Source organism: Pseudaquabacterium rugosum, assembly GCF_038066575.1.
Classification (GTDB): domain Bacteria; phylum Pseudomonadota; class Gammaproteobacteria; order Burkholderiales; family Burkholderiaceae_C; genus Pseudaquabacterium; species Pseudaquabacterium rugosum.
In genome coordinates, this window is record NZ_JBBUTF010000036.1 from 1 (window position 1) to 25,533 (window position 25,533).

At 70.7% G+C, this 25,533-nt stretch carries 20 protein-coding genes and 1 CRISPR repeat array; of the genes, 6 read left to right on the forward strand and 14 right to left on the reverse strand.

Going from position 1 to position 25,533, the window contains the following annotated elements:
• Nucleotides 1-145: 145 nt before the first annotated feature.
• Nucleotides 146-973 (reverse strand): helix-turn-helix domain-containing protein, encoded by an 828-nt coding sequence (locus AACH11_RS23795; protein ID WP_341376780.1) that lies wholly within the window; start codon nucleotides 971-973, stop codon nucleotides 146-148.
• A 330-nt stretch (nucleotides 974-1,303) separates the two neighbouring features.
• On the opposite strand from AACH11_RS23795, the gene AACH11_RS23800 reads away from it, so the two are divergent.
• The 4 genes from AACH11_RS23800 to AACH11_RS23815 all read left to right on the forward strand — a co-directional run bounded on the left by AACH11_RS23800 (nucleotide 1,304) and on the right by AACH11_RS23815 (nucleotide 6,678).
• Nucleotides 1,304-2,749, forward strand: a complete 1,446-nt coding sequence (locus AACH11_RS23800; protein WP_341376781.1) for an alanine/glycine:cation symporter family protein — start codon at nucleotides 1,304-1,306, stop codon at nucleotides 2,747-2,749.
• 74 nt (nucleotides 2,750-2,823) lie between these two features.
• A complete protein-coding gene (locus tag AACH11_RS23805) occupies nucleotides 2,824-4,227 on the forward strand; it encodes an aspartate ammonia-lyase (protein WP_341376782.1) in 1,404 nt (467 codons plus the stop codon).
• Nucleotides 4,224-5,279: an asparaginase gene (locus AACH11_RS23810; protein WP_341376783.1), complete on the forward strand. Its 1,056-nt coding sequence runs from the start codon at nucleotides 4,224-4,226 to the stop codon at nucleotides 5,277-5,279. The genes AACH11_RS23805 and AACH11_RS23810 overlap by 4 nt, the downstream gene beginning before the upstream one ends.
• Nucleotides 5,280-5,493: 214 nt before the next feature.
• Nucleotides 5,494-6,678: an isovaleryl-CoA dehydrogenase gene (locus AACH11_RS23815; RefSeq protein ID WP_341376784.1), complete on the forward strand. Its 1,185-nt coding sequence runs from the start codon at nucleotides 5,494-5,496 to the stop codon at nucleotides 6,676-6,678.
• Between the two features lie 209 nt (nucleotides 6,679-6,887).
• Here AACH11_RS23815 and AACH11_RS23820 read toward each other — a convergent pair whose 3' ends face one another.
• From AACH11_RS23820 to AACH11_RS23855, 8 genes are all read right to left on the reverse strand, one after another.
• Entirely contained in the window at nucleotides 6,888-7,310 is a 423-nt protein-coding gene (locus tag AACH11_RS23820; protein ID WP_341376785.1) for a hypothetical protein, read from the reverse strand.
• A gap of 231 nt (nucleotides 7,311-7,541) precedes the next feature.
• Nucleotides 7,542-12,267: direct repeats of the CRISPR family, unit length 29 nt; unit sequence GGGTCCATCCCCGCGTGAGCGGGGCAGCC.
• Nucleotides 12,268-12,301: 34 nt separating this feature from the next.
• Nucleotides 12,302-12,622 carry a type I-E CRISPR-associated endoribonuclease Cas2e gene (cas2e, locus tag AACH11_RS23825; protein ID WP_341376786.1) on the reverse strand — a complete coding sequence of 107 codons (321 nt, stop codon included), beginning with the start codon at nucleotides 12,620-12,622 and terminating at the stop codon, nucleotides 12,302-12,304.
• A complete protein-coding gene (cas1e, locus tag AACH11_RS23830; RefSeq protein WP_341376787.1) occupies nucleotides 12,594-13,484 on the reverse strand; it encodes a type I-E CRISPR-associated endonuclease Cas1e in 891 nt (296 codons plus the stop codon). The genes cas2e and cas1e overlap by 29 nt, the downstream gene beginning before the upstream one ends.
• A gap of 13 nt (nucleotides 13,485-13,497) precedes the next feature.
• Entirely contained in the window at nucleotides 13,498-14,244 is a 747-nt protein-coding gene (locus tag AACH11_RS23835) for a type I-E CRISPR-associated protein Cas6/Cse3/CasE (protein WP_341376789.1), read from the reverse strand.
• Nucleotides 14,245-14,282: 38 nt separating this feature from the next.
• On the reverse strand, nucleotides 14,283-14,999 hold the full coding sequence (gene cas5e, locus AACH11_RS23840; protein WP_341376790.1) for a type I-E CRISPR-associated protein Cas5/CasD: 717 nt from the start codon (nucleotides 14,997-14,999) through the stop codon (nucleotides 14,283-14,285).
• 2 nt (nucleotides 15,000-15,001) lie between these two features.
• Nucleotides 15,002-16,219: a type I-E CRISPR-associated protein Cas7/Cse4/CasC gene (gene cas7e, locus AACH11_RS23845; protein ID WP_341376791.1), complete on the reverse strand. Its 1,218-nt coding sequence runs from the start codon at nucleotides 16,217-16,219 to the stop codon at nucleotides 15,002-15,004.
• A 56-nt stretch (nucleotides 16,220-16,275) separates the two neighbouring features.
• Nucleotides 16,276-16,842 (reverse strand): type I-E CRISPR-associated protein Cse2/CasB, encoded by a 567-nt coding sequence (locus AACH11_RS23850; protein ID WP_341376792.1) that lies wholly within the window; start codon nucleotides 16,840-16,842, stop codon nucleotides 16,276-16,278.
• Nucleotides 16,835-18,445, reverse strand: coding sequence for a hypothetical protein (locus AACH11_RS23855; RefSeq protein WP_341376793.1), 1,611 nt, complete (start codon nucleotides 18,443-18,445; stop codon nucleotides 16,835-16,837). The genes AACH11_RS23850 and AACH11_RS23855 overlap by 8 nt, the downstream gene beginning before the upstream one ends.
• 183 nt (nucleotides 18,446-18,628) lie before the next feature.
• Here AACH11_RS23855 and AACH11_RS23860 point away from each other — a divergent pair, with 183 nt between their 5' ends.
• A complete protein-coding gene (locus tag AACH11_RS23860; RefSeq protein WP_341376794.1) occupies nucleotides 18,629-18,916 on the forward strand; it encodes a type II toxin-antitoxin system Phd/YefM family antitoxin in 288 nt (95 codons plus the stop codon).
• Nucleotides 18,913-19,167 (forward strand): Txe/YoeB family addiction module toxin, encoded by a 255-nt coding sequence (locus tag AACH11_RS23865; RefSeq protein ID WP_341376795.1) that lies wholly within the window; start codon nucleotides 18,913-18,915, stop codon nucleotides 19,165-19,167. The genes AACH11_RS23860 and AACH11_RS23865 overlap by 4 nt, the downstream gene beginning before the upstream one ends.
• Before the next feature lie 18 nt (nucleotides 19,168-19,185).
• On the opposite strand, the gene cas3 is transcribed toward AACH11_RS23865, so the two are convergent.
• The 5 genes from cas3 to AACH11_RS23890 form a co-directional block, all read right to left on the reverse strand.
• Nucleotides 19,186-21,909, reverse strand: a complete 2,724-nt coding sequence (gene cas3, locus AACH11_RS23870) for a CRISPR-associated helicase Cas3' (protein ID WP_341376796.1) — start codon at nucleotides 21,907-21,909, stop codon at nucleotides 19,186-19,188.
• A 147-nt stretch (nucleotides 21,910-22,056) separates the two neighbouring features.
• On the reverse strand, nucleotides 22,057-23,076 hold the full coding sequence (locus tag AACH11_RS23875) for a TRAP transporter substrate-binding protein (protein ID WP_341376797.1): 1,020 nt from the start codon (nucleotides 23,074-23,076) through the stop codon (nucleotides 22,057-22,059).
• A gap of 40 nt (nucleotides 23,077-23,116) precedes the next feature.
• Nucleotides 23,117-24,409 (reverse strand): TRAP transporter large permease, encoded by a 1,293-nt coding sequence (locus tag AACH11_RS23880; RefSeq protein ID WP_341376798.1) that lies wholly within the window; start codon nucleotides 24,407-24,409, stop codon nucleotides 23,117-23,119.
• 4 nt (nucleotides 24,410-24,413) lie between these two features.
• Nucleotides 24,414-24,908, reverse strand: a complete 495-nt coding sequence (locus AACH11_RS23885; RefSeq protein ID WP_341376799.1) for a TRAP transporter small permease subunit — start codon at nucleotides 24,906-24,908, stop codon at nucleotides 24,414-24,416.
• Nucleotides 24,905-25,504, reverse strand: a complete 600-nt coding sequence (locus AACH11_RS23890) for a gluconokinase (protein WP_341376800.1) — start codon at nucleotides 25,502-25,504, stop codon at nucleotides 24,905-24,907. The genes AACH11_RS23885 and AACH11_RS23890 overlap by 4 nt, the downstream gene beginning before the upstream one ends.
• Nucleotides 25,505-25,533 lie beyond the last annotated feature (29 nt).

Below are 25,533 nucleotides of genomic sequence, written 5' to 3' on the forward strand. Positions count from 1 at the left end.
CGAAGCGCCGCATCAGTTCGTCGCCAGCAGCAGTCAGGTCGGATGCCATCGTGTCAGGTCGTTTTCGGGAGCCGCGTTCGTATCACACATCGGGGGTGGGGGCTAATGCAATCGCCCTGGGCGTCCGCCGTGCTTCAGCCGTGCCTCAGCCGTGCCGTGCCCGCAGATGCCACTCGCCCGGCGCGATGTCGTTGCGGATGGCGGCGCGGGTGGCCTCGTCCAGCGCCGGATCGTCCGGCGCGTACAGGCCGCACAGGCGCAGCGCCCGGCGCAGGTCGATGCGCGGGCCCAGCCAGTCCCAGACCACGCGCGCGCAGCAGGGCATGCGCTCGCCCGAGCCGGAGACGCCCAGGCGCAGCCCGGTCAGCCGGCTGACGCGGTTGCGGAAGGACGGGAACAGCACCGTCTGCGTCAGCTCCAGCCCGGTCAGCGTCTCCAGGTCGTTGAGGAAGATGCGGTCGCCCAGCATGTGGACGGTGCCGCGGTAGATGCCGTGGCTGGCGCGCTGGCCGGGGTGCTCGACCAGGCGCTCGGTGCGCTGGTAGACGATGCGATCGCCCTCGCGCCGCAGCACCACCAGCGTGCGCAGCACGCGGCCCGGGCAGGCCATCGAGTGATAGGTCTCGAAGTAGTGGCCGCAGAAGCGGTCCAGGCCGCTGCCGCAGCCGTCGCGCACCAGGCGCTGCAGCGTGCCGTGCAGCTGCGCGTCGGCCTCGGCCAGGCGCGCCGGCTGCGCCCGCGGGCGCACCTGCACCAGACGCTCGAACTGCGGATGTGGCAGCAGGATCTCGTGCGGCTCGACGCCGAAGAAGTCGCACAGCCGGCGCAGCGTGCCGGCACCGGGCCGGAAGCGGCCGCTGAGGTAACGGTTGAACTGCGGCCGGTTGAGATCGAGCCGCCGGCAGACCTCGGCGATCGACGGATAGAAGCTGCACAGCAGGCGCAGGTTGCGGGCGAAGGCGTCGTCGTCCATGGGCGGGGCAGGGCGGTCGGATCGGGCGGGTGGCGGGCGCGGGGGGCGGCTACTGACTGGATGTGGCGCACTGTGGCGCAGTCTTGGCGCCAGTGTGCACCGGATGGTGCGCCAGCCGCAAATTCCCCGCGGCCCGCCGGGGCGCTGCAATGCGCAGCGCGCGGCGGCGGTCCACGGACCGACCGCACGCGCCTGCCCCAGACGCACCCATCCGACGAGGAGACGACGCAATGAACCCGAACCCCCCCATCCGCCCCGGCGCCCCGCGCCCGGCCGCCCAGGCCCTGAGCCCCGTCCGCGCCCTGCGCGCCTGCCGCCTGGAGCGCCGCCATGCTTGACGCCCTCAACGACCTGCTGTGGAGCAAGGTGCTGATCGTCGTGCTGATCGGCGTGGGGCTGTGGTTCACCGTCGGTTCGCGCTTCGTGCAGTTCCGTCACTTCGGCCGCATGTTCGGCATCCTCAGCGCCAGCCAGGCCTTCGCCAAGGACCGCGAGGGCCATCTGTCGTCCTTCCAGGCGCTGATCCTGTCGGTGGCCGGCCGGGTCGGCGGCGGCAACATCGCCGGCGTGGCGGTGGCCATCACCATCGGCGGCCCGGGGGCCGTGTTCTGGATGTGGGTGGTCGGCCTGCTGGGCATGGCCACCAGTTATTTCGAGTGCATGCTGGCCCAGGCCTACAAGCAGGCCCAGCCCGACGGCACCTACCGCGGCGGCCCGGCCCACTACATCGAGCGTGGCCTGGGCGCGCGCTGGAAGTGGCTGGCCGCGCTGTACTCGGTGCTGCTGCTGGTGACCTTCGGCTTCGGCTTCAGCGCGCTGCAGGCCTTCTCGGTGGCGGCCTCGGTGCATGACGCCTTCGGCGTGCCGGTGCTGGCCACCGGCGTGGCGCTGGGCCTGATCATGGTCGTCATCGCCTTCGGCGGCATCCGCCGCATCACCCGGGTGGCCGAGGTGCTGGTGCCGGTGATGGCCGTCGGCTACCTGGGCATGGCCCTGGTGGTGATGGCCATGCACATCGATCAGATCCCGGCCGTGCTGGCCCTGATCGTCAAGAGCGCCTTCGGCCTGGAGCCGGCGGTCGGCGGCACCGTCGGTGCGGCCATGCTGATGGGCATCAAGCGCGGCCTGTTCTCGAACGAGGCCGGCCTGGGCAGTGCGCCCAACGTGGCGGCCGTGGCCTATGTGCCGCATCCGGGCAGCCAGGGCGTGGTGCAGGCCTTCTCGGTCTTCATCGACACGCTGATCATCTGCTCGTGCACCGCCTTCATGGTGCTGCTGGGCGATGTCTACCAGCCCGGCATGGACGCCAGCCTCGGCGGCATCGCGCTGACCCAGGCTTCGCTGGCCAGCCATGTGGGTGAGTGGGGCCGGGTGTTCGTCAGCCTGGCGATGCTGCTGTTCGGCTTCACCACCGTCATCTACAACTACTACCTGGGCGAGAACAGCCTGAGCTGGCTGGGCGGCCAGAACCGCGCGCTGATGGTGGCCTACCGCCTGGCCGTGGCCGGTCTGTGCACCTGGGGTGCCACCAGCGATCTGGGCACCGTCTTCGCCTTCGCCGACGTGACCATGGGCTTCCTGGCCCTGGCCAACCTGTTCGCGCTGGCCCTGTTGTTCCGCCCGGCGCTGCGCCTGATGCGGGACTTCGACGAGCAGGTGGCACGCGGCGTGACCGAGCCGGTGTTCGACGCCCGCCGCTTCGCCGACATGGGCATCGATGCCCGGGCCTGGACGCTGGAAGCGCAGGACCAGGCCCGTCTGCGCGATCCGCGCTGATCCGCCACCGCCCCACGGCGCCGGCCGCGGCCGGTGCCACACCTGACCTGGACGTCCATCTGAGGAGACCCGCCATGGACACCCGCATCGAACATGACCTGCTGGGCGACATGGCCCTGCCCGCCCCGTGCTGGTGGGGCATCCAGACCCAGCGCGCGGTCGAGAACTTCCCGCTGACCGGTGTGCCCATCGGCCACCATCCGGCCCTGGTGCGCGGCCTGGCGCTGGTCAAGGCGGCCGCGGCCCGTGCCAACCAGGAGCTGGGCGTGCTGGCCCCGCACAAGGCGCAGGCCATCGTCGAGGCCTGTCTGGAGGTGGCCGGCGGCCGCCTGCACGAGGCCTTCGTCGTCGACCTGATCCAGGGCGGCGCGGGCACCTCGACCAACATGAACGCCAACGAGGTGCTGGCCAACCTGGCGCTGGAGAAGCTCGGCTGGCCCAAGGGCGCCTACGCGCACCTGCACCCCAACGACGACGTCAACCAGTCGCAGTCGACCAACGACGCCTACCCGACGGCCGTGCGCGTGGCGCTGCAGTTCGCCACCGAGCCGCTGATCGAGGCGGTCGGCCGCCTGCGCCAGGCCCTGGACGACAAGGGCCGCGAGTTCTCGGGCGTGCTGAAGATGGGCCGCACCCAGCTGCAGGACGCGGTGCCGATGACGCTCGGCCAGGAGTTCGAGGCCTTCGGCGTCACGCTGGGCGAGGACATCGAGCGCCTGCGCGAGGTCTGCGCGCTGCTGTGCGAGGTCAACCTCGGCGGCACGGCCATCGGCACCGGCCTGAACGCGCCGGCCGGCTATGCCCGCCGCGCCGTCGCCCATCTGGCCGAACTGAGCGGCCTGCCGATGGTGCCGGCCCGCCATCTGGTCGAGGCCACCTCGGACATGGGCGCCTTCGTGCTGTTCTCGGGCGTGCTCAAGCGCCTGGCGGTCAAGCTGTCGAAGGTGGCCAACGACCTGCGCCTGCTGTCCAGCGGCCCGCGCACCGGCTTCGGCGAGATCCGCCTGCCGCCGATGCAGCCGGGCTCGTCGATCATGCCGGGCAAGGTCAATCCGGTGATCCCGGAGGCGGTCAACCAGGTGGCCTTCCAGGTCATCGCCAACGACCTGGCCGTGACGCTGGCGGCCGAGGCCGGCCAGCTGCAGCTCAACGCGATGGAGCCGCTGATCGTGGCCAATCTGCTGCAGTCGCTGCAGATGCTGGCGGCGGCCTGCCACATGTTCGAGACCCGCTGCATCCGTGGCATCGAGGCCGACACCGACCGCTGCCGCGAGCTGCTGGAGCGCAGCATCGGCGTCGTCACCGCGCTGGTGCCGCACCTGGGCTATGCCACCGCCACCCGCCTGGCCGCCGCCGCGCTGCAGACCGGCCAGACCGTGCGCGCGCTGGTGCTGGCCGAGGGCCTGATGGACGCGGCCCGGCTCGACGAGGTGCTGAGTCCGGCCGCCATGCTCGGCCCCGGCGCGGAGGCCGCATGACCGCGCCGCCGCGCCGCATCCGCGTGCTCTACACCGGCGGCACCATCGGCATGACCGAGGGCCCGCAGGGCCTGGCGCCGATGGCCGACTTCGGTGCCCGTCTGCAGGATTGGTGCGCCACGCTGGACGCCCGGTCCGGCCTGCCGGCCTTCGAGGTGCGCACCCTGGCCCCGGTGATCGACAGCGCCAGCCTGTGCCCCGAGCACTGGCCGCGCCTGGCCACGGCCCTGATCGAGGACTGGGACGCCTTCGACGGTTTCGTCGTGCTGCACGGCACCGACACGCTGGCCTGGAGCGCCGCCGCGCTGGCCTTCCTGCTGCGCGGCGCCGACAAGCCGGTGATCCTGACCGGCTCGCAGATCCCCTGGCAGGCCGCGCGCAGCGATGCGCCCGGCCACCTGGACGCCGCGCTGCGCCTGGCCGCCGACCCGCGCCTGGCCGGCGTCAGCCTGTGCTTCGGTCGCCACCTGTGGCCGGGCGTGCGCGCCGTCAAGTGGTCCAGCCAGTCGCTGGACGCCTTCGCTGCGCCCACCGGCCGCCCGCTGGCCGACCTGGGCGCCACGCTGCGCGTGCACGCCGCGCCCCGCCCCCAGCCCGCGGCCGCGACGCCGCGCCGCTTCAGCACCGCGGTGGCCGGCACCGGCGCGGTGGCGGTGCTGACGGTGCACCCGGGCCTGACGGCCGAGGCGGTGCGCGCGCTGCTGGCGCCGCCCGGCGTGCGCGGCCTGGTGCTGTGCAGCTACGGCCTGGGCAACATCCCCGAGGACCCGGCCCTGCACCAGGCGCTGGCCGAGGCGATGGCGCGCGGCATCACCGTCGTCAACCGCAGCCAGTGCGCGCACGGCGGCGTGGCCCAGGGCACCTATGCCAGCAGCCATGCGCTGGCACGCCTGGGCGTGCTGAGCGCCGGCGAGCTGACGCTGGAGGCCGCCTGCGCAAAGCTGCAGGTGCTGCTGGCCGGGGCGCCGGCCGACCCGGTGGCGGTGGGCCGCGGCTGGGCGCAGGACTGGGCGGGAGAGTGGACGATGGCGCCGGGCGCTGCCGGCGGCTGACCGGTGTGCCGGGAGGGTGGTGGGCCGATGGGCCGGTGGTTGGCGGCCTTCGGCCCGCCACCGCGTGATCGCGCTGCCGCGCACGGTGCCACGGCCGCGGCCACCCGGCCCCGTGGAATTCCGGAGATCGGCGCGCCGCGACTGCGCCGAGACTGTGGCGACGAGGACCACGCCCGGTGCGCCATCCGCCCGCCGGGCCCGCGAGGACGCCACCATGATCCAGCTCCCCGGCCCGGGCCACGACCTGGGCGAGACCATCGACGCGCTGCGCGAGACCGTGCAGCGCTTCGCCGCCACCGAGATCGCGCCCCGTGCCGCGCAGATCGACCGTGACAACGCCTTTCCGGCCGATCTCTGGGCCCGGCTCGGCGACCTCGGCCTGCACGGCATCACCGTCGCCGAGGCGCACGGCGGCGTCGCCCTCGGCTACCTCGCCCATGTGGTGGTGATGGAGGAGCTCTCGCGCGTCAGCCCCGCCGTGGCCCTGTCCTGCGGCGCGCACGCCAACCTGTGCATCAACCAGATCCACCGCCATGGCACGGACGCGCAGCAGCAGCGTTACCTGCCCGGCCTGATCAGCGGCCGACAGGTCGGCGCACTGGCCATGAGCGAGCCCGGCGCCGGCTCCGACGTCGTCAGCATGACGCTGCGCGCCGAGCGCCACGGTGATCGCTTCATCCTCAACGGCTCGAAGATGTGGATCACCAACGGCGGCGACGCCGACACGCTGGTCGTCTACGCCAAGACCGATCCGGCCGCCGGCGCCCGCGGCATCACCGCCTTCATCATCGAGCGCGGCTTCGCGGGCTTCTCGGCCGGCGCCAAGCTGGACAAGCTGGGCATGCGCGGCTCCAACACCTGGCCGCTCTTCTTCAGTGATTGCGAGGTGCCGATCGACAACGTGCTGGGCGGCCCCGGCATGATCGGCCGTGGCGTGCAGGTGCTGATGAGCGGGCTCGACTACGAGCGCGCCGTGCTGGCCGGCGGCCCGCTGGGCATCATGGCCGGCTGCATGGACGTGGTGCTGCCCTACGTGCACGAGCGCCGCCAGTTCGGCCAGGCCATCGGCGAGTTCCAGCTGATGCAGGGCAAGCTGGCCGACATGTACACCACCTGGCAGGCCTGCCGCGCCTACGTCTACGCGGTGGCCCGCGCCTGCGACCGCGGCGCCCACAGCCGCAGCCTGCGCAAGGACGCCGCCGGCGCCATCCTCTACGCCGCCGAGAAGGCCACCTGGATGGCCGGCGAGGCGATCCAGGCCCTCGGCGGCAACGGCTACGTCAGCGACTGCCCGGCCGGCCGCCTGTGGCGCGACGCCAAGCTCTACGAGATCGGCGCTGGCACCAGCGAGATCCGGCGGATGCTGATCGGGCGGGAGTTGTTCGACGAGACGGTGTGAGGGGCGCCGGCCTGCCTTGGGCTACGGGGTGCGGCAGTCCCGCTGTGACTCGATCCCCGCGTGAGCGGCCGCCCGGTGTCGACCTCGGTCGGGTCGATCATGCGCCTGTCGCTGGTACTCAGCCTCAGGTGCGGGAAGTGGGGTGCCGTGGGGGGCATGTCGTCCAGGCCTTGCGGCCGGTCGTGTGAGTCCCACGATTGTGCTGTTGATCACGCCGTGCCCACCGTGTCGGTGATGATCGAGCCCAAGAGGCCTTCGGGAGCCCAGAGCTGCATGACATGGAGCCCGGGCAACAGCGGGTCCGACAGCGCCACCCGCACATCGACCGGCATGTCGCTGCCACCGCAGTCAAAGACGATCTGGTGGAACTCGTGCGTGAACGGCTGGACCTTCGCGAAGAGGCAGGACGTCGCGAACATCCGCTCCGCCGCCGCCTTCGGCGGGATCAGCAGGGCGTAACCCGTCGGCACATGGATCAGGCGGAGCTGGCCGGCGGCCGCGGCCGGGGAGGACCAGAAGGCCTGGATTAGTTCATGGTGTTTCATGACGACGGTGCGGCAATGGTGAAAAGCGAATGAGCCAGTCAACTGATGGAGATTGAGCCGGGACGCGACCTGCTGCAGCTCCATCATGAGGGCAAGGGATGGCGTCGCTCCGAACCCTCTGCGCCGCGACTTCGGCTGCCACCGCATCGGCGTGCACTGCCGGGTCAAGGCGCACGTCGGTGAAGCCGCTGACATGGCGCAGGGCCTGTGCCTGCCGCTCCGCCTGGGTGACAGAGCGCAGCGCCTGCGCTGCCGCGTGTCCATCTCCCGTGTGAGCGGGGCAGCCACGCACAGCGATGCGTCGATCGGCCACACATGGGGTCCATCCCCGCGTGAGCGGGGCAGCCTTCGACGTCCCGCCGGCGCAGGCGATCGCCTACGGTCCATCCCCGCGTGAGCGGGGCAGCCGCCATCACGCCAGCAGCCAGCGTGCTCTTGGCGGGTCCATCCCCGCGTGAGCGGGGCAGCCCTCTGGGCTGATGGCGGCTCGCACGGCTGGCGGGGTCCATCCCCGCGTGAGCGGGGCAGCCGGCTGGATGGCCAGGATGAACGACTCGGAAATGGGTCCATCCCCGCGTGAGCGGGGCAGCCGCCCGTGAGGCCTTCGGCCTGGAGCGCAGCCCGGGTCCATCCCCGCGTGAGCGGGGCAGCCTGGCCGCGGACCCGGCCGGTGGTGTAGGCACCGGGTCCATCCCCGCGTGAGCGGGGCAGCCAGTACGCAGATCCCATGATGCCCTCCTGTCGAGGGTCCATCCCCGCGTGAGCGGGGCAGCCTGGTCGAGGTCGGCGCCGACGGCCGCGGCCTTGGGTCCATCCCCGCGTGAGCGGGGCAGCCCGCCAGGCCGATGGACTCGGCCAGGACCGCGTGGGTCCATCCCCGCGTGAGCGGGGCAGCCACCACGAACCGAGACCCGAACCGCCCACGCCTGGGTCCATCCCCGCGTGAGCGGGGCAGCCGACCCGGCCACGGGTGAGACGCGGGTCGCGCGGGGTCCATCCCCGCGTGAGCGGGGCAGCCCACTCCCGCCGCTCCCGGTCGTACCGGTGGCGGGGTCCATCCCCGCGTGAGCGGGGCAGCCTCGAATGGGGCGATCGTGACGGCGTCGCTCTGAGGTCCATCCCCGCGTGAGCGGGGCAGCCACGTTGGCCGTGGGCTGGGCAAAAAACAGGCGGGGTCCATCCCCGCGTGAGCGGGGCAGCCGGCGGCCCCGGCCCCGCCCGCAGCTGGTGGCAGGGTCCATCCCCGCGTGAGCGGGGCAGCCTTGAGCTTGTCGCCCGACCAGACGACATCGGTGGGTCCATCCCCGCGTGAGCGGGGCAGCCTGCGGAGTGACGTACGTCGTGCCGGCTGTAGCGGGTCCATCCCCGCGTGAGCGGGGCAGCCGCCTTGACCTGCGGCGGCAATGCGTCGGACACGGGTCCATCCCCGCGTGAGCGGGGCAGCCGAGAGCCGATACAAATTCGTCGACGCCCGCGAGGGGCCATCCCCGCGTGAGCGGGGCAGCCGTGTGCGAGCCGAACTACACGACCAACCGCGGGGGTCCATCCCCGCGTGAGCGGGGCAGCCTGCATGGAGCGGTACGACCGGCCGCACACGCTGGGTCCATCCCCGCGTGAGCGGGGCAGCCGCCAGGACTGGATCCGCATCGCGAGCGGACTCGGGTCCATCCCCGCGTGAGCGGGGCAGCCTCGACGCTGCTGTCGGAGCGGGCCCTCAGGCCGGGTCCATCCCCGCGTGAGCGGGGCAGCCCCGATGACCACGACCCTGAGCTGGACCAACCAGGGTCCATCCCCGCGTGAGCGGGGCAGCCCGCAAGCCCGGCTCCGACAAGTACCACTCCGTGGGTCCATCCCCGCGTGAGCGGGGCAGCCTTCTCCGCCGCATTGGCGCCTGCGTCGAGGCCGGGTCCATCCCCGCGTGAGCGGGGCAGCCACGACGCCCTGCCTGTTGGCTAGGCCATCGGGGGGTCCATCCCCGCGTGAGCGGGGCAGCCTGCTCGCGCCGGCCACCTGCCGTGATGGTGCTGGGTCCATCCCCGCGTGAGCGGGGCAGCCGCAACGCTTCCGGCGGTGTGCTGACCGCGCTCGGGTCCATCCCCGCGTGAGCGGGGCAGCCGGCACCGGCACCGGCAAGACCTTCACGTTCGCGGGTCCATCCCCGCGTGAGCGGGGCAGCCTGGCTGGGCACGTTCGTCGCCGAGATGACCGTGGGTCCATCCCCGCGTGAGCGGGGCAGCCTCGGGCAGTGGCTACCGGGCCCGAGCGGCGGCGGGTCCATCCCCGCGTGAGCGGGGCAGCCCTCCAGCCGCCCCGGTGACTCGGGGCCGCGGCGGGTCCATCCCCGCGTGAGCGGGGCAGCCATGCGGATGCGGTCGAGGATGCCGTAGGCGTTGGGTCCATCCCCGCGTGAGCGGGGCAGCCCCCAGCGCCGGCCGCACCAGGTCGCGGTCGATGGGTCCATCCCCGCGTGAGCGGGGCAGCCAGGGCCTGCTGGCCGAGGGTCTGCAGGATGCCGGGTCCATCCCCGCGTGAGCGGGGCAGCCGACATGGTGTTGATGGATGAGTCCCTGGGCGAGGGTCCATCCCCGCGTGAGCGGGGCAGCCGTCCTGTCGGCCGCGGCCGCCCGCCTGCTGCTGGGTCCATCCCCGCGTGAGCGGGGCAGCCGTCAAGCGCATCCAGGATGCCCCGCCGGATGAGGGTCCATCCCCGCGTGAGCGGGGCAGCCTGCCGCGGTTGTCCACAGGCGGGGGCTTTCTCGGGTCCATCCCCGCGTGAGCGGGGCAGCCGCCGAGCCCTGCGTCCAGTCGTCGGCACGCACGGGTCCATCCCCGCGTGAGCGGGGCAGCCTCGCATGGGCTGCGTCGGTCCGCTCGGGCGAAGGGTCCATCCCCGCGTGAGCGGGGCAGCCATGGCGTGCAGGTGGTCGACCAGGTCGGCGAAGGGTCCATCCCCGCGTGAGCGGGGCAGCCGCGGCCCAGCGGAACACGCCATAGGCCTCGCTGGGTCCATCCCCGCGTGAGCGGGGCAGCCAGGCGTACACGATGCGCGCCGCTTGCGAGAAGGGGTCCATCCCCGCGTGAGCGGGGCAGCCGCCACCGGCAGCTCGCGGCGCGCCCAGCTCACGGGTCCATCCCCGCGTGAGCGGGGCAGCCAGGGCGGCGCTGATCGTCGGGGTCAGCACCAACGGTCCATCCCCGCGTGAGCGGGGCAGCCACCTCGTAGCCGTCGCCAGGGGTGTGAATCGCGGGTCCATCCCCGCGTGAGCGGGGCAGCCACGTCACGCTGTCCGCGCACGCCACCGGTCTGGGGTCCATCCCCGCGTGAGCGGGGCAGCCACGGCAGGCAGCTCGCCGGCCGCGCAGGCCAAGGGTCCATCCCCGCGTGAGCGGGGCAGCCTTCGTCGGGACCGCCAGCAGCACCACGTCAGGGGGTCCATCCCCGCGTGAGCGGGGCAGCCGGGCACGGCGTCGAGGTCGAGCTGCAGGGGCAGGGTCCATCCCCGCGTGAGCGGGGCAGCCCGAGTGCGGCGTTTGCGCCCTCGGCCAGCTCGGGGTCCATCCCCGCGTGAGCGGGGCAGCCCGAGCGCCAGGCGAAGCGAGACCGTCAGGCGGGGGTCCATCCCCGCGTGAGCGGGGCAGCCGCGAAGTACGTCGCCAAGAACATCGACGCGCCGGGTCCATCCCCGCGTGAGCGGGGCAGCCCGGGTCGTGCAGTGCTACCCGGCGCCGTCGTGGGGTCCATCCCCGCGTGAGCGGGGCAGCCCCAGCCGGCCCGCCGATGAGAGACGGGGTGCCGGGTCCATCCCCGCGTGAGCGGGGCAGCCCATCGACTCAGGTAATCATTTCCCGCGGTGCTGGGTCCATCCCCGCGTGAGCGGGGCAGCCCGCCCGGGGTAATCGCAGCTGTCGTGGTGCCGGGGTCCATCCCCGCGTGAGCGGGGCAGCCAATTCGACTTGCACGATCACATCGTTATCAGGGGGTCCATCCCCGCGTGAGCGGGGCAGCCAGAACGCGAAATCGGACCCCGCGCCCATTCCGGGGTCCATCCCCGCGTGAGCGGGGCAGCCGACCCACTCGACCAGCGCCACTAGGCGGGCGTGGGTCCATCCCCGCGTGAGCGGGGCAGCCCGCCGCTCGACCTGCTCGCAGAAATCCCGCCAGGGTCCATCCCCGCGTGAGCGGGGCAGCCGAAATGGTGGTGGACGTATCCACCGTGGCCGAGGGTCCATCCCCGCGTGAGCGGGGCAGCCGGGATGCGATAGCGCCGCAGCTCCGCCGGACAGGGTCCATCCCCGCGTGAGCGGGGCAGCCATCGCGGCGGCCATCTGCGCCACCGTCGATCCGGGTCCATCCCCGCGTGAGCGGGGCAGCCAAGCCCAACGAAGGCATTGCTTCCGAAAACAAGGGTCCATCCCCGCGTGAGCGGGGCAGCCCCCCGAGTGCCCTCATACAGCACCTCGAAGATGGGTCCATCCCCGCGTGAGCGGGGCAGCCCGGATTGGCCGACGACAGGGGCCGCAGGCCAAGGGTCCATCCCCGCGTGAGCGGGGCAGCCAAGCACACTAGGCGAGACTCCGCAAGATAGCCGGGTCCATCCCCGCGTGAGCGGGGCAGCCGCCCTGCTGATGAGGTACCCCTACATGCATTTGGGTCCATCCCCGCGTGAGCGGGGCAGCCTCTTGCGTGGGGAGGTTGGCGTAAGAAGTCGCGGGTCCATCCCCGCGTGAGCGGGGCAGCCCGGTCATGACGGCCGACAGGCCAGTCGTCGTCGGGTCCATCCCCGCGTGAGCGGGGCAGCCCGGTGCGAGCTGGTAGCTCACCCACCGCGCCTGGGTCCATCCCCGCGTGAGCGGGGCAGCCGAGCTTTACCACGTCGGCCACCGGTGCGACGAGGGTCCATCCCCGCGTGAGCGGGGCAGCCGCCGTGTACTGCGCCAACGCGCCGGACGCCGAGGGTCCATCCCCGCGTGAGCGGGGCAGCCAGCCTGTAGGCCTTGCCTGAGCGCAGCATCAGGGGTCCATCCCCGCGTGAGCGGGGCAGCCTCTAGAAGGCAACTCATTGTCCTACAACGGATTGTTAAGGAGCTTCAATCGGAAGATCAGGGTTAACCCTTGTGGTCAGCAGGATTCCGTCCAGCCGGACGGCTGTGCGCACCGGGGTGCCGACAGACCGTACCGCCAGGCCGCCGTCTGCTTGTCGGTCTGGGTAGACCAGGGTCAGCGAGCCGTGCCCGAGGTGGGCGTGCCAGTCGCTGACGACCGACCAGATCTTTTCCCTGGCGCGTGCGCTCAGGTTGGGGCTGGCGTACACGCCCGGTGCCAGTTCCAGCATGGTCGACGACAGAAAGCCGCGGTAGCGGTCCTCCACGTCACGCGTGATCAGCACCGTCAGGGCCATCGTCTTTCACCCCGAACAGGCTCTTGATGTCATCGATCATCTTGGGCACCAGGCCGATGCGGCGAAATTCGCGTGCTGCGCTCTGGCGGACCAGTCGATCGACGGTCTCGTCTGCACCTTGCTCCATGCGTTTGGCTGCGGCAAACGCCAGACGCAAGGTGACCGACTCACGGTACAGATCGGCGATGTCCAGCACGAAGGACTGGTCGGAGTCCTCGTGGATGAAGCCCAGTTGCGGCAGTGCGGACAGCGCCGCCACGGCCACGCCGGCGGCGGAGCGCACGGCGGTGGCGGCGTGGTTGATGGCCTGATTGGCCAGGTCGGCGGCATCGGGGTTGCTGCGGTTGTAGTCGCGGCGTTTCCAGCGCAGCCCGAACGAGTTCGCCAGCAGCTTGTAGCTTTCCTTGACCCGTGCGCCTTCGATGCCGCGCAGCACCTCGATGGCGGTGTGCGGCAGCACTTCGCCCAGCCGCCGTGCGTACATCTTGCGGGCGATGGCGATGCGCTGCTTGTCATCGGCCCACGCTCGGGCCTGGGCGCGTGCCAGATCCGATCGGTCCGGGCCGAGTGCGGGTGCCGTGTACAGGCGTGTGGCGTCGGTGCCCACCGCCACCAGGGTGGTGCCGTGCCGTGCCAGGATGCGCAGCACGTCGTGGCTCAGGCTGGTGCCGGGGCCGATCAGCAGCGCCGACAGGGTCTGGTGCGGCAACTGGTAATCGCCTGCGGCCAGTACCCCGCCGCCGCTGGCGAAGTGCAGGCAGCCGTCGACGACCGTCAGCACGCCACGGTCCAGATAGAGCAGCCCATGGCGATCGGCATGGGCGATCTGCACCCGCTCCAGCCCGAGACGGCCCTTCAGCATGGTGTCCCTGCTTTCAGGTCCAGGCGCCGGGCGGGGCCAGCAGCAGGCAGCCGTAGCCGAAGCTGCGGTGGCGCCCCAGGCCACGTGCCAGCAAGGCGGTGAACGCCTGGGGATCCTGTACCTGGATCTGGCCGCGTGCGGTCAGATCGGGCAGCAGTCCACCCTGGGTCTGGCGTCGCGCCTGCGGCTTGGCCCCGGCAAAGGTGCGGCGCGCAATCGGTGACAGCGTGAAGGCCACCGCGCGATGACTGAGCAGCCGTGCGGCGCCGTCGCGCGCCAACTCGCGCGCCAGCCAACGGCCGTGGGCCAGCTCGCGGTTGCCAGGATCATCAGCGGCAAAGGCCGGATGAAAGGCTGCGTCGATTTCAGGGTAGGTTCCGCCTTCGGCGTTACGGCTGCGCACGACGGGGGCTACGCGGGTCTCGAAGCTCAGGCACTGGCCGTTGCTCCAGCTCTGTGGCATGGGCTTGAGGGTCACGTGTGCCGGGTCGTCCAGGCCGAGTGCCTGGGCTGCCAGAGGATCGGTGATCGATGCCGCGGCCACCGCATGGCGCAGCGCAGGCTCCTCGGTACAGGTGTAGCCGATCAGTTGCTGGCTGCCGGGCCGCTCCAGCAGCGCGAAGGGCTTGGGCGCATGGTCGCCCAGGGTGGCACGCAGTGCCGCGTGCAGCGCGTAGCCGGGATCCTCGCACAGCGCCCGCTGGCCGGTGGCGGCAGCCCAGCGGGCCAGTGCATCCAGGTCCGGCAACAAGCGCAGCATCAGGAGTGGCGCGGGCGCTCCGGTCGGGTGGTGATCCGTCATGTCGGCACCTTGCGCGCGCGCTCGTACACGGTTTGGCGCCCGGCATGCACGTCCAGGTCAAAGCGGCGCTCGTCAGTGGTGTGGTGCATCCGGTGCTGGGGCGAGATCTCGGCGGCACCGGCGTTGAAGTACACCGCCGCCGTGCCCGGCGCATCGCCGTCGTCGGTCGGTGAGGACTTGTCCAGTGCTGCCACGGCATCGCTGGCTTCCATCAGGCCCAGGCTGATGCGCGTGGCAGGCAGGCAGCCCTTTCGGCCGAGGAACAGCGGGCGGCGGGGGGCCTCCAGTGCCGCGGCCAGGTGGGCCAGCGTGGGCGGCTCGGCGTCGGGCTCCAGTCGCAAGGCCACCAGCACCGAGGCGTCGGCACGGTAGTCGCGGTAGCGCAGGTGGGGCGACTCGTAGGACGCATCGCCGCCGCCGCGGCTCTCGACCGCGCCGCGCGTCGTCCAGCCGCGGTCGTCCTTGGACAACTGCGCCGTCTGGAAGTCGTTGAGCAGGGTGCCCGCCCTGTCGATGCGGGCAGCCCAACGGATGCGAGCCTGCAGCCGGTCCAGTGCCGCGGACTGGCTGCGGTCCCAGCCCAGGGCATTGGCCAGCAGGCCGGTCAGCATCGAGACCGCTGGCCAGGCCTGCACGGGCCTGCGGTGGTCGACCGCGGTGGTGCCGAAGGACATCAGGGGCGCCTCCAGCCGCAGCAGCAGGTGGGCAGGCATGCTCAGGCGGCCTCCACCTGCTGACGCAGGCTGTCGCACAGTGCGCTCAGTCCCACGCTGTCCACGCCGTCCAGTGCCGGCGGGGTGACGCTGAGCTGCTGGCGTCGGGTGTGCATGCCGTAGGCACGGTCCAGGTTGGCCAGGTGATCCTGCAGGGCCTGCACGGACCGGCCGAACACATCGCCCCTGGGCTGCACGGCATTGCGAAAGGCGTTCGCCAGCGTACGGGGTTGGTCGTCACCGGCTTCCACCAGCATGAATTCGGCGTGCGCGTAGGGTGCGGTGCTGCCCTTCTTGGCGCCGGGCGAGGTGCGGGCGATCAACTGCACCAGGCGGTCCACCACCTGGCCGGCCAGCGCTGCGTCATCGCCCAGATTGGCCACCAGCATGGCCACGTCAATGGCCACATAGCTGTAGAACAGGCCACTGGTCAGCTCGATGTCGAAGATGCCGGCTGAGCCGGCTTCGCCGTCCTCGCTCTGTTGGCGCAGGTCGTCCACGGCAGTGACGTAATCCAGCTCCTGTTCGATCGCATGCACCGTGAACGCATGGGCCACATGGACCGGTGCATCGACATTCGCGCGTGGGTCGGAGGTGACCATGCGGCCGAACAGTGCGGACTCCAGGCCGGCCGCTCCGCTGGTGTTGGCGGCCAAGGTGCGCAGGTTGTCCTTCAGCGGGTCCAGTTGCTCCTTGATCAGATCCTCGATGGCCTTGATGGCCTTCTTGTCGGGGGCCTTTTCCGTGGACGCCAGCAGTGCCGTGTCCTGCGTCAGGGTCTGGGCCAGCGTGCGTACCAGGCCTTGCAGGTAAGCCGTCTCCGGATGGCCGAAGAACAGCGCCTGGCGTGCCTTGGGGTCGGCGCCGTTCTTGCCGTAGAGCGCGATGTTGATCGCGTCGCTCAGCTTGACCAGCACCGTTTCGTGCAAGGGCGGCAGGCCCTCCAGGGCCTGGGGCAGCAGGGCGTGCTTGACGAGATCCTTGCTGCGGTCGCCCATGGGCACGTTCAGGCCCTGCAGGGCGTGGGGGACCCGGGCGGCCGAGGCATGGTCGGCCATGCCGGCGAAGCGCCAGCGGCGCTTGAGGGCCTGGGACGAGACCCGCGTGCGCACCGTACCGCCGAAGGGCAGGCGCTTGGCCAGTCCGGCATCGTCGCGGTTGAGCAGGGTGCCGGGGTAGCTGGCCAGGCTGTGGATCTGGATGAAGCGCGGGCGTGACATGGGGTGTTTCTTTCCGGGTATGCGGGGGTGTACGTGCGAGTGGTGGCGCCAGTGGATCAGCCGTGCTGTTCGGCGGCGCGCAGGGCGTCCGCCTCGGCCAGACCCTGCGCGCCGATGTAGTGACGCACCAGACGTTGGCGTGCTGCATCGGCGCGGTGTTCACGCACCGGGTCGCCGCAGCCCGTGCCCAGCAGCAGGTCGACCAGCGGTCTCCAGTTGACGGTGGCCCCCGCGGCAGCCAGTCGACGGGCCAGGCGGGGCATCAAGCTGAACAGCAGCGGCCGATCCGCCTCGAGCAGCTGTTCGAGCCGGGCCTCGCTGACATGCAGGGTGTGCAGCACCTTGCCCGGTTCGGCATCCACGCGCGGGTCGTGCCGGCCCTGGGCCAGGGCCAGGCAATGCAGCGCCAGGGCCCAGGCCTCACGTTCATCGCCTGCTGCGTGGATGCCGGCGGCCTGCAGCATGCGCTCACGCTCGAACAGCGCAGCACGCGGATGGATCTGCGGATCGAAGCGACGCAGCCGGGCCAGGGTGCCCATGCTGGCGTGTCGGACCTGTCCGGCCAGCGAGGCCACCGGGTCCTTGGTCTCGACGGACTCGTCGGGCGGGGTTGGATCAGCCATGGGCCGCGTCCTCGGTCTGTTGGGGGTTGCCGGCGGGGGCCGGGACGGCCATGAAGCTGCCGAACTGCTTGCGCAGACTCAGCTGCAGCAGGCGCTGGGCACGGCCCAGGGCCATGTGGCGCGAGCCGTTGCGGGTCGGCAGGGCCTGGGCGGCGGCATCCAGATGCGCCTGGCAGGTCCGGCTCAGCCAGGCCACCCACAGGCCTTGGGCCGCGATGTCCGTGTGGCCGGCTTCGATGGTGTGGAAGAGCTGATCGAAGAAGGCCTCGTCGATGGCCGCCTCGAACTGTGTCATCCAGGGCTCGACCGCACGGCTGAAGTCGCGGTTCTTCCAGTCCACGTCGTCGCTGCCATCGACGAACTGCAGCAGTGCGCTGCGCAGCACCTTGCCCGCGGCCTGACCCGCGAGGGTCACGAACAGCTGTGATCGCTGGGCCAGCGCCGCAGGTGCGGATTGCCACTGCGCCAGCACGGGTGCGGGCATCGGCAGTTCGCGGGACAGCCAGCCGTCGGTGCCACCGTCGCCACTGACCAGGACCTGGGCGATGAAGGTGGCGGGTTGGTTGGATTCGCGTTCACGCTCGGAGGCTCTGGCGAGCACGGGCAGTTCGACCTTGTCACGGTCGAAGACCAGCTCCTGCAGCTTGCGGTAGCCCAGGCTGTTGGCCTGGGCCGTCAGTGCCTTGGGTTCGTCGCCCCTGAGGATGGGCACCCAGGGATCCAGGACCACCCCGCGCTGCTCCTTCGCCGCGACCCGCATGGCCTTGCTGCTGGCGCGCCGTAACTGCAGTTGATCGTTGTGCCGCACGAGGCGCACCCGGCGGCAGACCTCCAGTGCATACGGGTGGACCGAGGCAAGGTCCAGCGAGCCGTCGTCCCACACGGGCAGCCACAGCAGCCGGTGCTCAGGTGCAGCGTCGTGGCCGTGGACGTCGCTGAACCGCTCGGCCAGCCCCTCGCGATCGTCCAGCAGCACGGTCAGGTCACGCAGAAACTCTGCCCCGCTGCCGCGCGGACCCGCCAGACGGAACTGTGGCCGTGAGCTGAAGCCCCCGTTCATCCGCATCGAGCCGTAGTTGCCGGCCCCCAGGAACGACGAACCGCCCTGCAGCCCGATCAGCGCGTAGACCAGCGTGTCGAGGGCCTGCTCGTCCAGAGGCAGTTTGCCGGTCTTCTCGTCATGGTGGCGGGCGGTCACCAGCAGGTCGATGTCCTGGGCCGCATCGGCGCCGCGCTTGAAGTCGACTTCCCTGCCCGGACTGCAGGGGGGTTGCAGAAAGGCCGGGGTCTGCCAATCGGTGTTGATCAGATGCCAGGGGCTGTCGTCCGGATGATCGGGCGTCAGGCTGCGCAGCAGGTCGGCCCAGTGGTCCTGATCATCCGGTGGCAGAGCCTCTTCGTGGCTCTCCAGGGCCAGATAGGCCAGCTGCACCCGGAACGCGTGCCAGAGCGCCTGCTGGTGGGGTCGCAGTGCGCTGAACATCAGCGGCTGGCCTGCGGACAGGCGCGCCAGCACGCCCGGCAAGGACAGCCGCGTCACCGTGGGGGTGTCCCCCACGGTGACGCGAAACAGCTGCTCATCGAGCAGCGAATGCTCCAACATGGCCGTCCTCCTCCCTGGCCCCCGCTTTCGCGGGGCTGGTACATGCCGGCAAGTCCTAGCTGGGGCCATCTCCAACAAGATGTGGAGTAAACAACTAAGATTTTCCAAAGCCGGCCGTCTGAGTGTGACAATTTGCGTCCAGGACGTCAATCACGGGCTGATGCAAGCTCTATAGAAATGATGATGTACAAAAACACGTACCATGTGGCCATGGACGCCATCAGCTACAGCACCGCTCGCGCCAACCTGGCCAAGACGATGGATCGCGTGTGCGAGGACCACACGCCCCTGATCGTCACGCGCCAGGGTCAGGCCTCGGTGGTGATGCTGTCCCTGGAGGACTACCAGGCGCTGGAAGAGACCGCGTATCTGCTGCGCAGCCCGGCCAACGCGCGCCGTCTGCTGGATGCGGTGCAGCAGCTGAAGGCCGGTGGGGGTACCGAGCGGGACCTGATCGAGCCCGCCCCGTGAAGCTGCTCTTCGCCGAGGCGGCCTGGGACGACTACCAGCACTGGCTGGCCACCGACCGTCGTCTGCTGGAGCGGGTGAACAAGCTGATCCGCGAGGTCCAGCGAGACCCCTATGGCGGCATCGGCAAGCCCGAGCCGCTGAAGCACGCCTTGTCCGGCTTCTGGTCGCGCCGCATCAACGACGAGCACCGCATGGTCTATCGCGTGCAGGACGACACGCTGTGGATCGCCCAGTTGCGCTACCACTACTGACGGCCTGCGGTTCCGGGCTCAATCAGCCTGGGCCAGGCCCAGGCGGGTGTAGGTGAAGGCTTGGCCACGCACGGTGAAGTGCAGGCCGTCAGGGCCTGCACGCAGGTCTTCCACGGCAGGGGCTCCTCTGTCGTCCTCCTCAGGCAGTGATCGCAGCATCCAGGCCGGAATGGCGATGCGCTCCAGCACATGGTCGAAGGGGGAGCGGGTGGCGGGAGGCAGATCGACCTCGATGCTGTCCAGGCCGAGGCGGGTCTTGGCCTGGGTCGACAGTTCGCCGGGAACGGCCTCGCGCCAAGGATGTGCCCAGTCGATGCACTGGAAGAGTGCTGCCGAGCCTTGGGCGCTGGTCTGACCTTGCAACTGCTGAAGGTGCGACATCCAGTCATCGCCCAGCGTTTGCGCCAGACGATGCAGTGCCGGGCGACCGCAGCACTGCTCCACCAGATCCCGGTTGTCGCCGGGAATGTCCAGCATCGGAAAGCGCTGCCCATCGCGGAGCGCATTCATCGTGGCCTGCAGTGTCAGAAGGTCCGGGTAGGCGCTGTTCCGGCCGATGCCCATCCCCCCTGCGCCGCCGGACAGCAGCGCCCCCAGATCATCGTGCGGTGGCACCAGCACCACACAGCGAGCGGTCTCGAAGCCCACGGGCCGGAATCCCTGTCGCTTGGCATGACGGTGCAGCCGCCCCAGCCGCTGCAGCAGGACGTCCATCGGTGCAAGATCCGTGATCATCAGGTCCGCGTCGCAATCGACCGAGATCTCGATGGTCTGCGTGGCACACAGCACCCAGGCTTGCCGCTGCTGCGCGGCATCCTTGCCGAACAATTCGCCCACACGCGCATCCAGCGCACGACGGTCCGGCAAGGCGTAACGCCCATGGTGAAGGGCGACGACATCGTTGCAACGGAACAGTGCGGGGTGCTCGCTCCCCAACAGATCCTCGATGGCCTGCTGGGTCGCCACGGCCTGGCGGACCGTGTTGCGCAGCACCAGCACGCGGGCGCCCGCCTGCACGGCCTGCACCGCGCACCGGGCCACGGATTCCGGGTCACGCATCCAGGGCTGCAACACGTGATGGATGCGCTTGTGCGACTGGCTCGGGCCGAAGGTCCGCACGACACCTGGGGCACTGATGCGGGGGTAGTCGTCGGCCTCGGGTGGCGCTTCGGCCACGGGCACGGGACGAGGTGCGCCCAGACCTTTGCCGCCGGTGGCTGGCGACGACCCGGTGCGCAGCAGTTCATCGCGCAAGTCCCGCGTCAGGGTGGCGGACAGCAGCAGGGCGTGACCGCCCGCTGCGTGATGACGTTGCAGTGCCTTGAGCAGCAGCGCGCGCATGTAGGCGTCCGACGCGTGCACCTCATCAACCACCACCAGTGAGCGCAGCAGCACGCTGCCGCGCAGATGGGCGTGCCGGGTCTGCAGTGTGGACAGCAGGAACTGGTCGATGGTGGCGGTGGCCACCGCGGCTGCGAAATAGCGCTTGCTGTTCTCGGCGGCCCAGAACAAGGGATCGCCGGGCTCGCGGTCGGGCCATTGCACCGTGAAGGGCGCGAGCCACTGCCCCTCCGCGGCATTGGCCCTCAGATAGCCCGGCACCGCCAGCACGGTGTTGGGCCGCAGCCCGGCGTCCGGGAACAGGTCGCGCATGAAGCGGTCGACGCGGTCCGCGATGCCGGTGGCCGCCACCCGCGTGGGCAGCAGGAAGCACAGCGAGTCCACCTCGCCCGCTTCGAACAGGGTCTTGAAGCGCCACAGGGCCGCCTCGGTCTTGCCGCTGCCGGTCTCGGCCTCCAGCACCACGGGACTGCACGGCGGCAGGTCCGCGGCCCCTGCTTGTACGGCGGTGGGCTCGAAGCCGAACACCTGCTGGAAGCCGGGGGCACGCCGACGCAGATCGCAGCGGATGTCCTCGACATCGATCCGCATGGCCCTCAGCGCCTGGCCAGCGGCTGCCAGTGAGTGCGTCCACCGACCGGCATCCTGTGGACCGAGATCGAACGGGAAGTGTCCGGTGTGCGAGCCGATCCAGTCGGCCAGCGAGACCAGGCCGGCAAAGCCGTGGATGAGCGCTTGGCGCGGGCGGAAGGCGGGGGCGTCTTCGCTGAAAGCGCCTGGCCAGAGCGCCCGCGCCGTTCGGCCCAGTTCCGCCAGGCCCTCCAGCGGGCTGTAGCCGTCGACGGTGGCCGTCCAGGTCGGGTGTGGCAGGGCACTCAGCGACCGCAGCGTGGTCGAGAAGGCCATCGGTTCGCCATGATGGGAGATCGAGGCCAGCCACAGGTCGATCACGTCCTCCTGGGCCAGAGCGCTGGGGCCTCCCCAGGCACGGATGGCGTCGACGCCGAGATTCAGCCGATGCTCCTGGAACGCGGGCTCAAGGCCGAGCAAGGGCGCCACGATGCGGGTATGGCCTTGCTGATCGAAAGGCACGCCATGGCGCCTGCGCCAGAGGGCCTGCTGCTCGTCGGTCAGGGCCTTGGCCTGGAAACCTGCACCCGCCTTGCCCACATCGTGCAGGAAGGCGAGCACGGTCAGGCGGTCCAGGTCCGTGTCGTTGAGCGGCCGGCCGGCCAGACGCTCCAGGCGCTTGCGCCAGGTGGGCAGGGCGAGCAAGGCACGCACCACAGCCGCCACGTCCAGGCTGTGTCCGACCAGTGACAGGCGGGGGGCCGTTGTTCGGTCAGGATGCGCACGATCCAGCTTGCCCCAGGCGGAAGTGCGCTTGTCGAGTCTGTGCATGCCGGTGATTCTGGCGGCGATGAGACTCGGAACCTATCCCTCTTGATGCGTGGACAACGGTCCGACCGTGTGTGACACAGGCCGGCAAGGTTCGACGCTGAGTCAGGGGGCGGGCGCACCGCGCCCGAGTGAGCCCCCTCAGCCCCCTCACTTCCCGCGCAGCTTGCCCAGCTGGGCCTGGGTCTCGTTCCACAGATCCATGCCCACGTTGGCGGCGATGCCGGCGTTCACGCGGGTCAGCTTGTCGCGCATGCGGGCCACTTCGGCCGGGCTCAGCTCGTTGATCTGCATGCCCTTGGCCTTGAGCTCGGCCACGGCCTTGGCGGCTTCCTCGCGGGTGTCCTTGCGCTCGAAGTCACGGCTCTTGGCGGCGGCGTCCAGCAGCACCTTCTGCTCGTCCTTGCTCAGGCCGTCCCACCACTTCTTGCTGACCGTGATGATCCACGGGCTGTAGACGTGGTTGGTGACGCTGAGGTACTTCTGCACCTCGTAGAACTTGCTGCTGAGGATGGTGTTGAACGGGTTCTCCTGGCCGTCCACCGTCCTGCTCTCCAGCGCGCTGAACAGCTCGCTGAAGGGCAGCGGCACGGCGTTCGCGCCCAGGCTCTTGAAGCTGTTGAGGAAGACCTCGTTCTGCATCACGCGCAGCTTCACGCCGGCCATGTCCTCCAGCTTCTGCACCGGGCGCTTGCTGTTGGTCAGGTTGCGGAAGCCGTTCTCCCAGTAGGTCAGGCCCACCAGGCCCTTGTCCTGCAGCCTGGCCATCACCTTCTGGCCCACCGGGCCGTCCAGCACCGCGTCGGCTTCCTTGGCGCTGTTGAACAGGAAGGGCGTGTCCCACAGCGCCATTTCCTTGGTGATGCCCACCAGCGTGGCGGTCGAGCCCACCATCATCTCCTGCGCGCCACCGATCAGCGCCTGCTGCATCTGGGTGTCCGGGCCGAGGGCGGCGGCGCCGATGGCGCGCACCTTCATCTTGCCGCCCGAGGCCTTCTCGACCTCGGCGGCGAAGAACTTCACCGCGCGGCCCTGGTTGCTCTGCTCGTTCAGGCCGTAGCCGAAGCGGATCAGGCGCGGCTTGATGTCCTGGGCGAAGGCGGTGGCGGTGGTGCCGGCCAGCGCGGCGACGGCGGCGGTGGCGACGAGGGCGCGACGGAAGAGGTTCATGGTGGTCTCCTGGGATCGATGGGTATGGACGGGGATGGGGTCAGCGCAGCCAGGCCACCGGGGCCGTGACCAGCTGCGGAAAGATGACGAACAGGATGAGGATCAGCGTGTAGACCAGCAGGAAGGGGTTCACGCCCTTGACCACCTGGTGCAGCGACAGCTTGCCCACGCCGGCCACCACGTTGAGCACCGTGCCCACCGGCGGCGTGATCAGGCCGATGGCGCCGTTGAGCACGAACATCAGGCCGAAGTACACCGGGTCGATGCCGGCCTTGACGGCGATGGGCAGCATCACCGGCGCGAAGATCAGGATGGTCGGCGTCAGGTCGAGTGCGGTGCCGATGAGCACCAGCACCAGCATCATCACGGCCATCAGCAGGCGCGGCTGCTCCACCAGCGGGCCGAGCCAGCCGGTCAGCACGCCGGGCAGATCGGCCAGCGTGATCATGTAGCTGGCCACCTGGGCGCCGGCGCACAGGAACATCACGATGGCGGTGGTCCTGGCGGCGCGCACCAGCACGCCGCGCAGTTCGCCCAGCCGCATCTCGCGGTGGATCAGCACCGCCACGGCCAGCGCGTAGAACGCGGCCACCACGGCGGCCTCGGTCGGCGTGAAGACGCCCGTCTTCATGCCGCCGATGATGATCAGCGGCATCAGCAGGGCCCAGAAGGCCTTGGCCGTGGCGCGCAGCCGTTCGCGCATCGGCAGCGGCGTGCCGGGCGGCAGCTCGATGCGGCGCAGCACCCATTTCCAGGCCAGGATCAGGCCGGCGCCCATCATCAGCCCCGGCACGATGCCGGCGGTGAACAAGGCCGAGATCGAGGTGTTGGTCGTCACCCCGTAGATCACGAAGGGCATCGACGGCGGGATGATCGGCGCGATGATGCCGCCCGAGGCCAGCAGGCCGGCCGAGGTGGCCATCGGGTAGCCGTGCTGGCGCATCATGGGCAGCAGGATGGTGGCCAGGGCGGCGGTGTCGGCGAGCGCCGATCCGCTCATGCTGGCCATCAGCACCGCGGCGCCGATGGCCACGTAGCCCAGGCCGCCGCGGATGTGGCCGACCCAGGCCTGGGCCATGGTGATGATGCGCTGGCTGATGCCGCCGGTGTTCATCAGTTCGCCGGCCAGGATGAAGAAGGGCACGGCCAGCAGCGGGAAGCTGTCGACGCCGGCCACCAGGTTCTGTGCCAGCAGCTGGGTGTCCCAGAAGCCCAGCACCCAGGCCATGGCCGCGCCGGTGAGCACCAGCGCCAGCGCCATGTTCAGGCCGATGCCCATGAGCACCAGCATGCCCAGCGAGAAGGTGATGAACGCTTGTCCTTCGGGGCTCATGGCCTCACTCCACTTCGGCGTCGTGGTCCAGCGCCAGCGGCTTGCGCGACACCAGTTCCCACGACGCGGTCACGCCGATCACGATCGCGCACAGCAGCGCGGGCAGGGGCAGCAGGGCCGTCGGGTAGCCCATCACCACCGAGTGGCTGTCGAGACCGACCACCACCTGCTGCCACGCGCCCCAGCCGATGAAGCCGCAGGCGGCGATCACCAGCAGACGGATCAGGGCCGTGGCCACGGCCATCGCCGTCGGCCGACCGGCCAGTCGCTGCAGCAGGCTGGTGAAGGCCATGTGCTCGCCGCGCGGATAGGCCACCGCCGCACCGATGAACACCATCCAGACGAAGAGCAGCCGTGACAGCTCCTCGCTGGCCGCGATGCCGTTGCCGAAGCCGTAGCGCAGCACCACGTTGACGAAGACGGCCAGCGCCATCACGCCGAGCGCGACGGCCATGGCCGTCTCGGCCGCGCGCTGCCAGGTGGGGGTGGGTGTGCTCATCGGGAAAGCTCCTCGGCATGGCCGTCAGCGGGCCGGGCGGCGGCGCTCGCCGTGTCATCCAGACCGGTCGCCAGCCACTGCTGCACGGTCTCGCACAGCGTGGTCAGGGGCGCCGTGGCGGGCAGGGACAGCACGCGTGGCTCGCCGGCGGGCGGCTCCAGCGCGTCGAACTGGCTGTCGACCAGGGCGGGGCCGAAGTAGTGGGCGCCGCGGTGCGCGACGCGGGCCTTGGCCTCGTCGGGCGTCAGCACCAGGTGCACGAAGGCCAGGCCGGGCACGGCCGCCCGCAGGCGCTGGCGGTAGGCGGCCTTCAGGGCCGAGCAGGTCAGCACGGCCTGGCGGCCATCGCCCCGCGGTGCCGGCGCGTGGGCCTGCAGGGCCGCGCCGAGCGCGTCCAGCCAGCCGCTGCGGTCGGCGTCGGTCAACGGTGTGCCGGCGCGCATCTTGGCCACGTTGGCCGGCGGGTGGAAATCGTCGCCTTCGATCAGCGGGCGGTCGAGCGCCTGCGCCAGGGCGGCGCCCAGGCTGCTCTTGCCGCAGCCGGCCACGCCCATCACGACGAGGGACGGCCAGCGGTTCGGATCTGCAGAATTCATCGTGTTTGGACAGCGCTGTCCCATTGGGG